We start from the raw sequence: 15,449 nt of genomic DNA, 5'->3' as shown, positions 1-15,449 counted from the left end.
GCCGCTCCTGACCTGCCTCAGCTGACAGTCTCATGATGTTCCGTGATCTGACATCCTTGCCTCGGCATCCTGCCGTCGAGATTCTGCCGCTGATTGCCTCGTCTGCCTGACACGGATGATGTCCCGTCATCCGTCACTCCTGTGAAGGCGAGCTTCCTGACTGCATATCGGGTCGAGCCCCATCAACCATCCCTGTCGTGATTGCGCGTCCGCTGCCAATGACGATACCGTCACTCTGGATCTTCCTGATCCGGTACTTCCTGTACCTGGCCATTCATCCGTGGTCCCTGGCCAATTCCTGCCCGCTCCTCGGGCAAGATGTCATGCAGTGCTGCTGCTTCCGTCATCCTTGACGGTTCCTGTTCGCTGAACATCCTGTTCAGACGAGTCGGGCATCCTGCCCGACATACTCCCTGGAAGATCATCAAGAGCATCCTGCTCAAGGGTGCGGTGTCCCGCCGCATCCCGCTTCCATGACGCTATTCTGGTCAGCAAGCCGTCATCAGGCAACTAGCCAAACCGCTCAGACGCATCGGGACAAACAAGGAAGCTTTTAGATAAAACTGTTTTAAAACAGTGATCTATAGAAAAACATACGATTGAACACGTATCCGGAGTGCAGCAGTTATCCTCTATGTCCTGCATATCTTGTAGGAAAAGGCTTACATGAACTGACTGCAGAGATGGGGAAAGTCCACGTACTTGAGACGCAACCTGCGCGGACAGCACGTGTAACGCACGACGGGGCCGTACCCGAAGGTACGACCCCGTCATGTGGAAGCGTTGTGGATGCCGACGACCAAGACGGCATCCACAAGCCTGTCGCCTGTTTACTGGCCCTTGATCTCTTTCAGGCCATTGTAGGCGACATCGCCCAGCTGCTGCTCGATCACCAGCAGGCGGTTGTACTTGGCGACACGGTCAGAGCGGCACAGAGAACCGGTCTTGATCTGCCCGGCACAGGTACCCACGGCGAGGTCGGCGATGGTGGTGTCTTCGGTCTCGCCACTGCGGTGGGAGATGACCGCAGTGAAGCCAGCGGCCTGCGCCATCTTGATCGCATCCAGGGTCTCGGACAGTGAACCGATCTGGTTGAACTTGATCAGGATGGAGTTGCCGATGCCTTCATCGATACCACGGCTCAGGATGCGCGTGTTGGTGACGAACAGGTCATCACCGACCAGCTGCACCTTGTCGCCGAGCTTGTCGGTCAGCAGTTTCCAGCCTTCCCAGTCAGACTCGTCCATGCCGTCTTCGATGGACACGATGGGGTATTCGTCCGCCAGCTCGGCCAGGTAGTCGACGAAACCACGTGCATCGAAGCTCTTGCCTTCACCAGACAGGTTGTACTGGCCATCCTTGTAGAACTCGGAGGAGGCACAATCCAGCGCCAGGGTCACGTCAGTGCCCAGCGTGTAGCCCGCATCGCTGACCGCCTGCTTGATGACCGCCAGCGCTTCGGCATTGGAGGCAAGGTTCGGTGCGAAACCACCTTCGTCGCCCACGGAAGTGCTCAGATCGCGGCCCTGCAGGACCTTCTTGAGCGCGTGGAAGATCTCGGCGCCGGTGCGTAGCGCTTCACGGAAGGTCGGCGCGCCGACCGGCTGGACCATGAACTCCTGGATGTCGACATTGTTGTCGGCATGCTCGCCGCCATTGATGATGTTCATCATCGGCACCGGCATGGAGTACTTGCCCGGCTGACCGTAGAGCTCGGCGATGTGAGCGTAGAGCTCGATGCCCTTGGCCTGGGCAGCTGCCTTGGCTGCGGCCAGGGAGACCGCGAGGATCGCATTGGCACCCAGCGATTCCTTGTTCTCGGTGCCATCCAGCGCCAGCATGGCGTCATCCAGCGCACGCTGGTCCAGTGCATCCATGCCCACGAGACGCTCGCGGATCGGGCCATTGACGGCTTCGACTGCCTTCAGTACGCCCTTGCCCAGATAACGGCTCTTGTCGCCATCACGCAATTCCAGCGCTTCGCGCGAACCGGTGGAGGCACCGGAAGGCGCGCAGGCGCTGGCACGTTGTCCACCTTCCAGCACGACCTCGGCCTGTACGGTCGGGTTACCACGGGAATCGAGCACCTCAAGGGCGCGGATTTCGACGATATTGGCCATCTTGTGTCGTCCTCTACACGGGGGATTGAAACACCACGACGGGCATCTTGCCCATAGCGCAAAAAGGCCGCTCACAGGGTAGTGAACGGCCAGTAGTCATGTTCAGCGAATATCCAGCGGCGCAAAGCCCTTCACCAGCGAATCCAGCGATTGCAGCTGGCGCAGGAAGGGTTCGAGCTGATCCAGCGGCAATGCGCAGGGGCCGTCACACTTGGCGTTGTCCGGGTCCGGATGTGCCTCGAGGAACAGGCCTGCCAGCCCCAGCGCCACGCCGGAACGGGCCAGATCGAAGACCTGCTCACGACGACCACCGGCAGAATCGGCCCGCCCACCCGGGCGTTGCAGCGAGTGGGTGACATCGAACAGCACCGGCAGCCCCGTATCCTTCATCTCGGCCATGCCGAGCATGTCGACCACCAGATTGTTGTAGCCGAAGCTGGAGCCGCGCTCGCACAGCAGAATCCGGTCATTGCCCGCTTCACCGCACTTGGCGACGATATGGCGCATTTCGTGCGGGGCCAGGAACTGCGGCTTCTTGACGTTGATGATGGCACCGGTGCGCGCCATGGCCACGACCAGATCCGTCTGGCGCGCCAGGAAGGCGGGCAGCTGGATGACATCGGCCACTTCGGCCACGGCAGCTGCCTGATGAGGCTCGTGGACGTCAGTGATGATCGGCACGCCAAAGCGCGACTTGATCTCGGCGAGGATCTCGAGCCCCTTCTCCATCCCCGGCCCGCGATAGGAGTGCATGGAGCTGCGATTGGCCTTGTCGAAGCTGGCCTTGAAGACGTACGGCATGCCGAGGCGCGATGTCACCTCGACGTATTGCTCGGCGACTTCCAGTGCCAGCTCACGCGATTCCAGCACGTTCATGCCACCGAAAAGCGTCATCGGCCGATCATTGGCGACTTGCAGGCCTGCAAATTCGATCACGCGTTGTTCGTTGCTCATCACTGCACCGTCCATCAAAAACGTTGCCCACCGGCGGCTCAGCCGCGATGCCCTTGCCTGCCGGACATTCTTGATGAGCCGCCGCGGAAAAGACCCACGGGCGCCACTCTGGCGTGACGCCCGGCGATCACCCTATCACTCGCCGCGAGTCCGCGCCGCCTTGTGATTGAGCGCCGCATTCACGAAGCCGGAGAACAGCGGGTGACCATCACGCGGGGTGGAAGTGAACTCCGGGTGGAACTGACACGCCACGAACCACGGGTGGTCCGGCAGCTCGACCATCTCGACCAGCGAGTTGTCGACGCTGCGGCCCGAGAAGATCAGACCGGCCTCTTCCAGCGCCGGCACGAACTGGTCGTTGACCTCATAGCGGTGGCGGTGACGCTCGACGATCTCATCGCTGCCATAGGCCTGATGCGCCTTGGAGCCGTTGAGCAGACGACAGGCCTGACCGCCCAGACGCATGGTGCCGCCCAGGTCGGATGCCGCGTCACGGGTCTCGATCTTGCCTTCCGGCGTCAGCCATTCAGTGATCAGACCGACCACCGGGTGCTGGGTGTCGTGAGTGAACTCGGTGGAGTTCGCATCAGTCCAGCCTGCCACGTTGCGGGCAAACTCGATGACCGCGACCTGCATGCCCAGACAGATACCCAGATACGGCACCTTGTTCTCACGTGCGAAGCGTGCGGTGGCGATCTTGCCTTCCACACCCCGCTCGCCGAAACCGCCCGGCACCAGCACCGCGTCCTTGCCGATCAGACGATCGGTACCGTTGCGCTCGATCTCTTCGGAATCGATGAAGTCGACGTTGACCTTCACACGTCCCTGGATACCGGCATGAATCAGTGCCTCGTTCAGGGACTTGTAGGCGTCCAGTAGCTCCATGTACTTGCCGACCATCGCGATGTTGATGGTCTTGAGCGGGTTGAGCTTGGCATCCAGTACCGACACCCACTCGGACATGTCGGCCTCTTTGGCCTCCAGGCGCAGCTTGTCGCAGACAATCTCATCGAGACCGGCTTCATGCAACATCAGCGGAATACGATAGATGGTGTCGGCATCCTGCAGCGACACGACAGCACGTTCCTCGACATTGGTGAACAGCGAGATCTTGCGACGCTCGCTTTCCTCGATCTCGACTTCGCTGCGGCAGATCAGGATATCCGGCTGGATACCGATGGAGCGCAGCTCCTTGACGCTGTGCTGGGTCGGCTTGGTCTTGGTCTCACCAGCCGTCTTGATGTACGGCACCAGCGTGAGGTGCATGAAGATGGCACGCTCGCTACCCAGCTGGGCGCGCAACTGACGGATCGACTCCAGGAATGGCAGGGACTCGATGTCACCGACGGTGCCACCGATCTCGACCAGCGCGACGTCATAGCCTTCACCGCCAGCGATCACGCGACGCTTGATCTCGTCGGTGATGTGCGGGATGACCTGAACCGTTCCACCCAGGTAGTCGCCGCGGCGCTCCTTGCGCAGCACGTGCTCGTAGACACGGCCGGTGGTGAAGTTGTTGCCCTGGGTCATGCGCGAGCGGATGAAGCGCTCGTAGTGACCGAGGTCCAGATCGGTTTCCGCGCCATCTTCAGTGACAAAGACTTCGCCGTGCTGGAACGGGCTCATGGTGCCCGGATCGACGTTGATGTACGGATCCAGCTTGAGAATGGTGACCTTGAGGCCACGGGCCTCGAGAATAGCCGCCAGCGAAGCGGATGCGATGCCCTTGCCAAGCGAGGACACAACGCCGCCCGTCACGAAGATAAATCGTGTCATGGAAACCTGCCGAAAACGTGAGCTGTAGGAGAGATCCGGGGGAACGGATCAGGATGGGTCGCCAGTCTAGCGGAAAGGCTGCTCCGGCTCAATTTGATTGCCACTCCATCCATCCTTGGTGACGCCGCCACGGGCACCCGCCCAACGTATCAGGCCCGCCGTGGCGGGCCTGATACGTGATACTGCGATCTCCTTACACTTCCAGGAAATCGAGAATCCCTTCTGCGGCCCGGCGACCTTCATCAATGGCGGTCACCACCAGATCGGAACCGCGCACCATGTCACCACCGGCGAACACCTTGGGATTGGTGGTCTGGAAGGCGAGTCGCTCGGCACTGGTCGCGATGCGCCCACGCTCATCGACCCCGATATCAAAATCGGTGAACCACGGGGCAGGACTGGCCTGGAAGCCGAAGGCGACGATGACGGCATCCGCCGGCAGGATCTCTTCGGAACCCGGCACCACTTCCGGGCGCTGGCGCCCGTTGGCGTCCGGTTCACCCATGCGGGTACGCACGACCTTGACGCCCTCGACCTTGCCCTCACCGACCACCGCCACCGGCTGGCGATTGAACAGGAAGTCGACGCCTTCCTCACGAGCATTGGTCACCTCACGACGCGAGCCCGGCATGTTGGCCTCGTCGCGACGGTAGGCACAGGTCACGGTAGCCGCGCCCTGACGGATGGAAGTGCGGTTGCAGTCCATCGCGGTATCACCACCGCCGAGCACCACGACCTTCTTGCCTTCCATCGAGACGTAATCGGCCGGATCCTTCTCGAAGCCCAGGCAATGATTGACGTTGGCGATCAGGAAGTCGAGCGCCTTGTGAACCCCCGGAAGATCCTCGCCCGGGAAACCGCCGCTCATGGCGTTGTAGGTGCCCATTCCCAGGAAGACGGCATCGTATTCCTCGAGCAGGGCATCGAAGCCGATGTCACGACCGACCTCGACATTGAGACGGAACTCCATGCCCATCTCTTCGAAGATCTCGCGGCGGCGCGTCATCACGCCCTTCTCGAGCTTGAACTCCGGGATACCGAAGGTCAGCAACCCACCGATCTCCGGATGACGATCATAGATCACCGGACGCACACCGTTGCGCACCAGGATATCGGCGGCACCCAGACCCGCCGGGCCGGCACCGATGATGGCGACGCGCTTGTCCGTCCAGCTGACCTTGGACATGTCGGGGCGCCAACCCATCGCGAAGGCGGTGTCGGTGATGTACTTCTCGACCGAACCGATGGTGACGGCACCGAAGCCATCATTCAGGGTGCAGTCGCCTTCACAGAGACGATCCTGCGGGCAGACGCGCCCACAGACTTCGGGCAGCGAGTTGGTCTGGTGCGAAAGCTCCGCAGCCTCGAGGATGTTGCCCTCGGAGACCAGCTTCAGCCAGTTGGGGATGTAGTTGTGTACCGGACACTTCCACTCACAGTAGGGGTTGCCGCAACCCAGGCAGCGATGCGCCTGACTGGCCGCTTCCACCGGCTTGAACTCGGCGTATATCTCGTTGAACTCGCGGGCACGCACGCGAGCATCTTTCTTCTGCGGGTCCTGACGACCCACATCGATGAACTGGAAGTCGTTGGCGAGCTGATTGGCCATGATGAATCCTCTCTCAAAATCCGGGCACCGTCGCGGTGCGGGCCCTCACCCGGGGCTTGCCAGGGTGAGGGATGCGGTCACTCCGGCTGACGCCGGGACTGATCGAGCAATCCCCCCAGGCTTGCCGCCTTGGGCTTGACCAACCAGAAGTGACGCACGAAGTCAGGGAAATCACGCAGGATGTTGCGACCGCGCTCGGAGCCGGTCTCGGCCACGTATTCCTCGATCACTTCGCGCAGATGGCGACGATAGGCCTCCATGGCTTCGGTATTGATACGGTGGATTTCCACCAGCTCGTGGTTGTACTTGTCAACGAAGTCTCGACTCTCGTCCAGTACATAGGCGAAGCCGCCGGTCATGCCTGCACCGAAGTTGACGCCGGTTTCGCCCAGCACGCAGACCAGCCCGCCGGTCATGTACTCACAGCAGTGATCGCCCGCCCCTTCGATGACGGCATGCGCACCGGAGTTGCGCACCGCGAAGCGCTCGCCGGCAGTTCCCGCGGCGTACAACTTGCCGCCGGTCGCCCCATACAGGCAGGTGTTGCCGATGATGGCCGTCTTGTGGCTCTCGAAGCGCGAGCCGCGCGGCGGCACGATGGTCAGCTTGCCGCCATTCATGCCCTTGCCGACGTAATCGTTGGCATCGCCTTCCAGATGCATCTCGAGGCCATGCGCATTCCAGACCCCGAAGCTCTGCCCTGCCACGCCGGTCAGGCTGACCTTGAGCGGCGAGCCCGCCAGTCCTGCCTCGCCATATCGCTTGGCGATCTCACCGGAGACGCGCGCCCCGATGGAGCGATCGCAGTTGGTGACATGGAAGCTGAACTCGCCACCGCTGCGGCTGTCGATCGCCGACTCCATCGCCGCCAGCATCTCGAGGTTCTTGGCGCCGGGGTCATGCGGCTCGTTGCGGCTGACCTGGCAGAACTGCGGCGCGTCCTCGGGCACGAAGTCATTGCCCAGCAACGGCGTGAGGTCGAGACGACGCTGCGCGTTGGTCTCGCCTTCCAGCACTTCGAGCAGATCGGTACGACCGATCAGGTCGGTGATCTGGCGCACGCCCAGCAGCGCCATCAGCTCGCGCACCTCTTCAGCGATGAAGCGGAAGTAGTGCTTGACCATCTCGACGGTGCCGCGGAAATGCTCATCACGCAGCGCCTGGTGCTGGGTCGCGACACCGGTGGCACAGTTGTTCAGGTGACAGATACGCAGGTACTTGCAGCCCAGCGCCACCATCGGTGCCGTCCCGAAGCCGAAGCTCTCGGCCCCCAGAATCGCCGCCTTGACCACATCCAGACCGGTCTTGAGGCCGCCATCCGTCTGCAGACGAATCTTGTGACGCAACTGATTGATGCGCAGCGCCTGGTGCACCTCGGGCAGCCCCAGCTCCCACGGGGAACCGGCATGCTTGATCGAGGTGATCGGGCTGGCCGCGGTGCCACCGTCGTAGCCGGAGACGGTGATCAGGTCGGCATAGGCCTTGGCGACACCGGTGGCGATGGTGCCGATACCGGGCTCGGAGACCAGCTTGACCGAGACCTGCGCTGACGGATTGACCTGTTTCAGGTCAAAGATCAGCTGTGCCAGATCCTCGATGGAATAGATGTCATGGTGCGGCGGCGGCGAGATCAGTGTCACCCCCGGCACGGCGTAGCGCAGACGTGCGATCAGGTCGTTGACCTTGCCGCCCGGCAGCTGACCGCCCTCACCGGGCTTGGCGCCCTGTGCGACCTTGATCTGCAGTACCTCGGCATTGACCAGGTACGCCGGCGTGACACCGAAACGCCCGGACGCGATCTGCTTGATCTTGGAGGAGCGCACGGTGCCGTAGCGTGCCGGGTCTTCACCGCCCTCACCGGAGTTGGAGCGCCCGCCGGCCTCGTTCATGGCCTGCGCCAGCGCCTCATGTGCCTCGGGAGACAGCGCGCCGAGAGACATGCCGGCGCTGTCGAAGCGCGGCAGCAGTGATTCGACGGACTCGACTTCCTCAAGCGGCAGCGGCTCGGCCACGGGCTTGAGGCTCAACAGATCGCGAATGGTCGCGACCGGGCGCTCGTTGACCAGGCGCGCGAATTCCTTCCACTTGCCGTAGTCCCCCTGCTGCACGGCCTGCTGCAGCTTCATCACCACGTCAGGGTTGTAGGCGTGGTACTCACCACCGTGCACGTACTTGACCAGACCGCCCTGCTTGATGCGCTTGCGCGGCAGCCAGGCTTCACGCGCCAGCAGCTCCTGCTGGAACTGCAGTTCGGCGAAGCCGGCGCCTTCGATGCGCGAGGCCATGCCGGTGAAGCACATGTCCATGACTTCACTGTTGAGCCCTACGGCCTCGAACAGCTGCGAACCACGGTAGGAGCCGATGTGCGAGATGCCCATCTTGGACAGGATCTTGTAGAGGCCCTTCTGCATGCCCTTGCGATAGTTCTCGCGGGCATCGGCCGGGTTGCCGGACAGCTCGCCGGTGCGATGCATGTCGGCCATCACCTGATAGGCAAGGTAGGGGTAGACCGCCGTGGCGCCCACCCCGAACAGCACTGCCATCTGGTGTGCATCACGCGCATAGCCGGTCTCGATGACCAGATTGACGCGCGGACGCAGTGCCAGTGCTCCGAGGTGATGGTGAATGGCACCGGTCGCCAGCGCCGCGTGAATCGGCAATTGTCCCTTGGCGAGCCCGCAGTCGCTGAGCACCAGGATCACCTTGCCATTGCGCGCCGCTTCCTCGGCCTGCTGACAGATGCCCTGAAGCGCCTGCTTCAGAGAGTCCTGACTCGGGTCATAGTGCAGCTTGAGCGTCTGGGAGGTGAACGCCGGGTCCTCATGATTGACCAGCGCATTGAACTTGCGCGGTGACAGCACCGGCGTGGTCAGGATCAGACGATGCGCGTGTTCCGGCGTCGCGTCAAAGATGTTGAGCTCGGCGCCACAGCAGGTCTCCAGCGACATCACGATCGCTTCGCGCAGCGGATCGATCGGCGGATTGGTGACCTGGGCGAACTTCTGACGGAAATAGTCGGTCAGTACGCGGTTCTGGCGCGACAGCACGGCCATCGGGGTGTCATCCCCCATGGAGCCGACCGCCTCCTGACCGCTCTCGGCCAGCGGGCGCAGCAGCTGATCACGCTCTTCAAAGCTGACCTGGAACATCTTCTGATAGACGTCCAGCGTGTCCGCTTCCATCGGCTGGAAACGCGCCAGCTCGGTCAGCGCGGACTCGAGGTAATTGGCATTTTCACGCAACCAGCGCTTGTAGGGATGGGCCCCCTTGAGGCGCTCGCTGACCTGATCGGTGTGCAGCACTTCACCGGTCTCGGTATCGACACCCAGCACCTGCCCCGGCCCGACACGCCCCTTGGCGACGACATCTTCCGGCTTGTAATCGTAGGTACCGATCTCGGAGGCCAGCGTGATGAAGCCATTGCGGGTGATGACCCAACGCGCCGGACGCAGACCGTTGCGGTCCAGCATGCACACGGCGTGGCGACCGTCGGTGAGCACGATGCCCGCCGGACCATCCCAGGCTTCCATGTGCATGGAATTGTATTCGTAGAAGGCCCGCAGGTCGGAATCCATCTGCTCGACGTTCTGCCAGGCCGGCGGCACCATCATGCGGATGGCGCGATAGATATCCATGCCACCGGTCAGCAGCACTTCCAGCATGTTGTCCATGCTGGAGGAATCGGAGCCGACCGTGTTGACGATCTCGTCCAGCTCGGCGATCTCGGGCAGCTGCTCGGAGACGAAGTTCTCCTTGCGCGCGTTTGCCCAGCCACGGTTGGCCTCGATGGTGTTGATCTCGCCGTTGTGGGCGAGGAAGCGGAACGGCTGGGCCAGCGGCCAGCGCGGCGCGGTGTTGGTCGAGAAGCGCTGGTGGAAGACACAGATTGCGGTCTCGAGGCGCGGGTCGCCCAGGTCCTTGTAGAAGCGCGGAAGGTCTTCCGGCATCACCAGACCCTTGAAGGAGATGACCTTGCCGGACAGCGAGCAGACGTAGAAGTCCTCTTCGCCCTTCAGCGCCTGCTCGGCGTATCTGCGCGCCATGAACAGGTCGACATTGAAGGCGATATCGGTACGTTCACTGGAAGCTGCAACGAAGACCTGACGAATGCGCGGCAGGCAGTCGCGGGCCATCGGGCCGCACACGCTGTCATCCACCGGCATGTCACGCCAGCCGAGCACCTCGAGGTTGCGTGCCGTTAGAGCGGACTCGAAGGCATCACGCGCGTCCTGTTCACGCGCGTCATCATTCGGCAGGAAAAGCGTACCGACGGCATAGCGCTCGCCCAGCTCGAGCCCGAGCGTCTCTCGGGCGATCTGGCGCATGAAGCCATCCGGCATCTTGAGCAGCAGGCCGCAGCCATCACCGGTCTTGCCGTCAGCAGCGATACCACCGCGGTGAGTCATGCACGTCAGGGATTCAATGGCAGTCTGCAGCAGCTCATGGCTTGCCTGCCCTTCCATATGGGCGATCAAGCCGAAGCCGCAGTTGTCGCGGAACTCTCCCGGTTGGTGGAGACCTTTATTCATGGGCGTGCCTCACGGAGAAATCATGTGTCCAGATGCTTTTCAACAAGCATTTTCGAGGTTATAGTTATCGGTTATCTTTATTTTTATGCCTGCCGATAGTGGCGCCATCAGTGTCGCAACACGACGCCAGATTTCCCTCGAGCATATCCCCGCGCTTCCCCACCGCGCAATTCTCCACAGGTCGCCCATCGGGCAAAAAAACCTGACAAAACCGAAGGTTAGAGACACCTCATTCCAAAAAACCCTGTAGGCTCAAGCGCTTAGCGGGTAGACATGCCTCGCGGGTTTCGCCTTGCAACTTTAGTCTTGGATGAATAAAAAACAGCGTTTTTATTCAATTCTCCCCATACCGATTACGCATACGGCATACCAATTCAGGAATCACGCCCCGCTAATGCACCTGTCTTGCACACTCGCCGGTACACCCGACCCGTACATCGGACATGCGCCTTGGGCACGTCCACCTGAAGTGCCCACTGACGCTCGACAAAAAGAAAAGCCGCCACCCTGAGGTGACGGCTTTTCTTCTGCGGCAGATTCCGTGCACCAGCCAACGGCTGGTCGAGGGATCAGTGGCTGCTGCGCGGCCAGTGCTCCAGCATGTCCGCCAGCAGGCCGGCAGGCGCCTCTTCGGTAATCACCGCACGCCCGATACGCTCGAGCAGGATCAGACGCAGACGGCCATCGACATTCTTCTTGTCCAGCTGCATGTGACGCAGGAAGTCCTCGACCCCCATGTCCTCCGGCGCTTGCAGCGGCAGACCGGCCTTGCCGATCACCTTGGCGATACGCTCGACATCGGCACTCGACAGCCACCCCATGCGCGCCGAAAGTTCAGCGGCCATCAGCATGCCGGTGCCGACGGCTTCACCGTGCAGCCAGACGCCATAGCCCTGGTCCGTCTCGATGGCATGCCCGAAGGTGTGGCCGAGGTTGAGCAGTGCGCGCACGCCCTGCTCGGTCTCGTCCTGCGCCACGACATCCGCCTTGATCGCACAACTGCGGCGGATGGCCTCTCCGAGCAAGGTTTCATCCAGCGCCATCAAGGCCTGCATGTTGTCTTCCAGCCAGCTCAGGAAGCTTTCATCCCACAGCAGGCCATACTTGATGACCTCGGCCATGCCCGCCGACAGCTCACGCTGCGGCAATGTCCTGAGGCTTGAGGTATCGATCAACACCAGTCTCGGCTGCCAGAAGGCACCCAGCATGTTCTTGCCGCGCGGATGATTGACGCCGGTCTTGCCCCCCACCGAGGAATCCACCTGCGACAACAGCGTGGTCGGCACCTGGATGAAGGCCGCCCCCCGCTGATAACAGGCGGCGGCAAAACCGGTCATGTCGCCGATGACTCCCCCACCGAGGGCGATCAAGGTGCAACGACGATTGAAGCCGGCCTCGAGCAGGGCATCCCAGATCAGACCGATACTGGCCATGTGCTTGGTCTGTTCGCCATCCTCGAGAATCACCTCTCGAATATCCAGACCATCGCCAAGTGATGCCTTGAGCGCCTCCAGATACAGTGGCGCCACCACGGTGTTGGTGACGATCATCACCTGACGACCGGCGAGATGCTCACGAATGAGGTCTCCTCGCGCCGTCAGGCCCGGGCCGATGTGAATGGGGTAACTACGCTCGCCAAGTGCGACATCGAGACGATGAGCGGGAGCCAGGGACATGATGATTCTCCTTGCGGCGAAACGAATGACGGCGCCTGAATGTAAGCGAGAGCCAGACTCCCCAGGGGAGTCTAGCCATGCACGTGGAGCGGGTCTGACAATGCCTTGAGCCGGCGCCGGATCTCGTTGGTGACCGCACGCGGGCTGCGTCGATCGGTACGCACGATGATATCCGCGGTGTCGCGATAGAGAGGGTCTCGCAGCTCGAAGAGACGCTTGAGCACCCGCCCCGGGTCATCCTGCTGGAGCAGAGGACGATTGCGGTCACGTCCGGCACGCTTGAGCTGCTGCTCGACCGGAGCATAGAGATAGACCACCGTGCCGCGCTCTCGCAGCACACGCCGGTTGGCTTCGGCCATGATGGCACCACCACCGGTGGCCATCACGACATCGGACAGCGAGGTCAGCTCGTCAATCACGGCCTGCTCGCGCCCGCGAAAGCCTGCCTCGCCCTCGACATCGAAGATCCAGGGGATGCTGGCACCGCAGCGATCTTCGATCACGTGGTCGCTATCGCAAAATTCACGATGCAAGTCGGCCGCCAGCAGGCGGCCGATAGTGCTCTTGCCGGCCCCCATGGGGCCGACAAGGAATACGTTGGGAATCACATGCATCAGCGCACCGCCAGGCCGTCCTCGATGATCTTCGGGGTAATGAATACCAGCAATTCTACCTTCTCGTTGGACTCTTCGGTATAGCGGAAGAGATTCCCGATCACCGGCAGATCCCCCAGGAAAGGTGTCTTGAAGACGCTGCGTATCTGTTCAGAGGTCAGAATACCGCCCAGCACCACCGTCTCGCCATCATTGACCAGCACCTGAGTCTCGATTTCATTGGTATCGATGGCCGGCTCGCCATTGAAGCTGTCATCGGACACGTCGTCATTGTTGATCAACAGATCCATGATGATGCGGTTGTCCGGGGTGATCTGCGGCGTGACCTCCAGCGCCAGCACCGCCTCCTTGAACTCGATGTTGGTCGCGCCGCTGGAGGTCGCCTCCTCGTAGGGAATTTCCTGACCCTGCTTGATGACGGCCTTCTTCTGGTTGGCGGTGATGATCTTGGGCTGGGAGATGGTCTGGCTCTTGCCTTCGCTTTCCAGCGCCGAAAGCTCCAGATCCAGCAGGATGTCGCCGGACAGGTAACCGAAGCTGAAGGTGCTGCCCGGATCACTGTCGTCACCCAGATTGACGCTCAGGCCACCGTCACTGGTCGTGCCGGTCGAGGCGCCTTCCAGGCCGAACTTGCCGTTGCTGCTGTTGGAAAGCCCCCAGTTGACACCGATTTCACTCGACACGCTGCTGCGCGCGATCACGATGCGCGCCTCGATCTGGACCTGACGCACCGGAATGTCGAGATACTCGAGGGTACCGCGAATGGACTCCAGAGTGTCGCGCGTGTCCTGGATCAACATGGTGTTGGTACGCTCATCCACCATGACACGACCGCGCTCGGAGAGCAGGCCGATACCGCCTTCACCGCGCAGCAATGCCGCCAGGTCCGCCGCCTTGGCATAACGCACCTGAATGTACTCCGTCGTCAGGGGCGCCAGCTCCTTGACCTGCTGATTGGCTTCCAGCTCCTTGCGCTCAAGTGCCGCCAGCTCTTCCGCCGGCGCGACCATCAGCACGTTGCCCATGCGGCGACTGGCAAGGCCATTCGACTTGAGCACCAGGTCCAGCGCCTGATCCCAGGGCACTTCCTTGAGGTTCAGGGTCACGTTGCCGGTGACGTTGTCACTGGCCACCAGATTGAGCCCAGTGAAGTCCGCGATGATCTGCAGCACCGAGCGCACTTCGATATTCTGGAAGTTCAGCGAGATCTTCTTGCCGGTGTACGGGAACTTGTCCTTGATTCGCTCCGCCTGCTCTTCCCGTGTCAGCGGCTTGACCTCAAGCACCAGCTCGTTGCCGGCCTGGGTGGCCAGCTGGGTGTAGTAACCATTGGCATCCACCACCAGGCGCACACCATCACGAGTACGCTGTGGGTCGATCCTCGAGACCGGAGTCGCGAAATCACCGACATCCAGCACCTGATTCAGCTCTGGCGGCAGGGCGACACCCTTGAGATCGATATAGATCTTGCGGCCACGCTCGGTCACACGAGACTCGACATTGGCGCGATTGAAGTTGACCACGACACGCCCTTCCCCCTCACTGCCCCGACGGAAATCGATACCACTGACGGAAGGCTCCGCCGCGACTTCCAGTCCGCCACCCTGCTGCTGCGGCTGCGCGGACTGGCCTGACGCGGCGGCGGCCACCGGACCGCCCTGCTCACCGACGATGACATAGAGGCTATTGCCTTCGGTACGCGTCACATAGGGACGGGTCTGGCTGAGCTTCATGACCAGGCGCGTACGCGAGCCGGCCTCCAGCGCCACCAGCTCCTCGACCCCATTGAGGCCGAGCTCGAAGCGGCGCTTGTCCAGCTGACTGCTGGTATCCATGAGATCGATGGTGATACGCGGCGGTGTCTCGATCCGGTATCCCTTGACCTCAGGCACCCCGCCGGCGAAATCGAGCTTGAGCTCCATCCGATCGCCACCCAGCGAAGTGAATTCCAGATCCTGCAGCGTGGAGGCCGCCTGCGCCACACTCGCCATCAGGCTGCCGAAAGCCGCCAACCCCAGCAGACTCATTCGTTGCAATCGCGTCATGTTCCCTTGTCCCCTGTCTCGCTGCGGCTCCGCCCAGCCATTGAGGCTGATCGCGCCTTATTCTTGTCGAAGCATTATGGTGTCGGTCATCGACCGCTCATCTTCCGTGACGATTCTGCAGACAGC

The 15,449-nt window shown here is 61.8% G+C and carries 8 protein-coding genes; all 8 read right to left on the bottom strand.

Annotation, left to right across the window (positions count from 1 at the left end):
- Window positions 1-830: 830 nt before the first annotated feature.
- Window positions 831-2,120 (bottom strand): phosphopyruvate hydratase, encoded by a 1,290-nt coding sequence (gene eno, locus HXS66_RS11885; RefSeq protein WP_077377968.1) that lies wholly within the window; start codon window positions 2,118-2,120, stop codon window positions 831-833.
- 102 nt (window positions 2,121-2,222) lie between these two features.
- Window positions 2,223-3,074, bottom strand: coding sequence for a 3-deoxy-8-phosphooctulonate synthase (kdsA, locus tag HXS66_RS11880; protein ID WP_176503612.1), 852 nt, complete (start codon window positions 3,072-3,074; stop codon window positions 2,223-2,225).
- A 135-nt stretch (window positions 3,075-3,209) separates the two neighbouring features.
- Window positions 3,210-4,850, bottom strand: coding sequence for a CTP synthase (locus tag HXS66_RS11875; protein WP_077377963.1), 1,641 nt, complete (start codon window positions 4,848-4,850; stop codon window positions 3,210-3,212).
- A gap of 193 nt (window positions 4,851-5,043) precedes the next feature.
- The gene (locus HXS66_RS11870) at window positions 5,044-6,459 is read right to left on the bottom strand and encodes an FAD-dependent oxidoreductase (RefSeq protein ID WP_176503611.1); all 1,416 of its coding nucleotides are present in this window, start codon (window positions 6,457-6,459) and stop codon (window positions 5,044-5,046) included.
- A 77-nt stretch (window positions 6,460-6,536) separates the two neighbouring features.
- Window positions 6,537-10,988: a glutamate synthase large subunit gene (gene gltB / locus HXS66_RS11865; RefSeq protein ID WP_176503610.1), complete on the bottom strand. Its 4,452-nt coding sequence runs from the start codon at window positions 10,986-10,988 to the stop codon at window positions 6,537-6,539.
- A gap of 569 nt (window positions 10,989-11,557) precedes the next feature.
- Window positions 11,558-12,664, bottom strand: coding sequence for a 3-dehydroquinate synthase (aroB, locus tag HXS66_RS11860; RefSeq protein ID WP_084207838.1), 1,107 nt, complete (start codon window positions 12,662-12,664; stop codon window positions 11,558-11,560).
- A 71-nt stretch (window positions 12,665-12,735) separates the two neighbouring features.
- On the bottom strand, window positions 12,736-13,278 hold the full coding sequence (gene aroK, locus HXS66_RS11855) for a shikimate kinase AroK (protein ID WP_077377951.1): 543 nt from the start codon (window positions 13,276-13,278) through the stop codon (window positions 12,736-12,738).
- The gene (locus HXS66_RS11850) at window positions 13,278-15,323 is read right to left on the bottom strand and encodes a type IV pilus secretin PilQ (RefSeq protein WP_077377948.1); all 2,046 of its coding nucleotides are present in this window, start codon (window positions 15,321-15,323) and stop codon (window positions 13,278-13,280) included. The genes aroK and HXS66_RS11850 overlap by 1 nt, the downstream gene beginning before the upstream one ends.
- Window positions 15,324-15,449: the final 126 nt, after the last annotated feature.

Origin of the sequence: Cobetia sp. 5-11-6-3 (assembly GCF_013374055.1) — a bacterium.
Classification (GTDB): Bacteria; Pseudomonadota; Gammaproteobacteria; order Pseudomonadales; family Halomonadaceae; genus Cobetia; species Cobetia marina.
Note: the sequence above shows the minus strand (reverse complement) of the source record. Positions and strands in the feature narration are given on the sequence as shown.

Excerpts from the sequence above, each read along its gene's own strand:
- HXS66_RS11875 (WP_077377963.1), bottom strand. The coding sequence starts at position 4,850 with ATGACACGATTTATCTTCGTGACGGGCGGCGTTGTGTCCTCGCTTGGC.
- HXS66_RS11850 (WP_077377948.1), bottom strand. The coding sequence starts at position 15,323 with ATGACGCGATTGCAACGAATGAGTCTGCTGGGGTTGGCGGCTTTCGGC.
- gltB (WP_176503610.1), bottom strand. The coding sequence starts at position 10,988 with ATGAATAAAGGTCTCCACCAACCGGGAGAGTTCCGCGACAACTGCGGC.
- eno (WP_077377968.1), bottom strand. The coding sequence starts at position 2,120 with ATGGCCAATATCGTCGAAATCCGCGCCCTTGAGGTGCTCGATTCCCGT.
- aroB (WP_084207838.1), bottom strand. The coding sequence starts at position 12,664 with ATGTCCCTGGCTCCCGCTCATCGTCTCGATGTCGCACTTGGCGAGCGT.
- aroK (WP_077377951.1), bottom strand. The coding sequence starts at position 13,278 with ATGCATGTGATTCCCAACGTATTCCTTGTCGGCCCCATGGGGGCCGGC.
- HXS66_RS11870 (WP_176503611.1), bottom strand. The coding sequence starts at position 6,459 with ATGGCCAATCAGCTCGCCAACGACTTCCAGTTCATCGATGTGGGTCGT.
- kdsA (WP_176503612.1), bottom strand. The coding sequence starts at position 3,074 with ATGAGCAACGAACAACGCGTGATCGAATTTGCAGGCCTGCAAGTCGCC.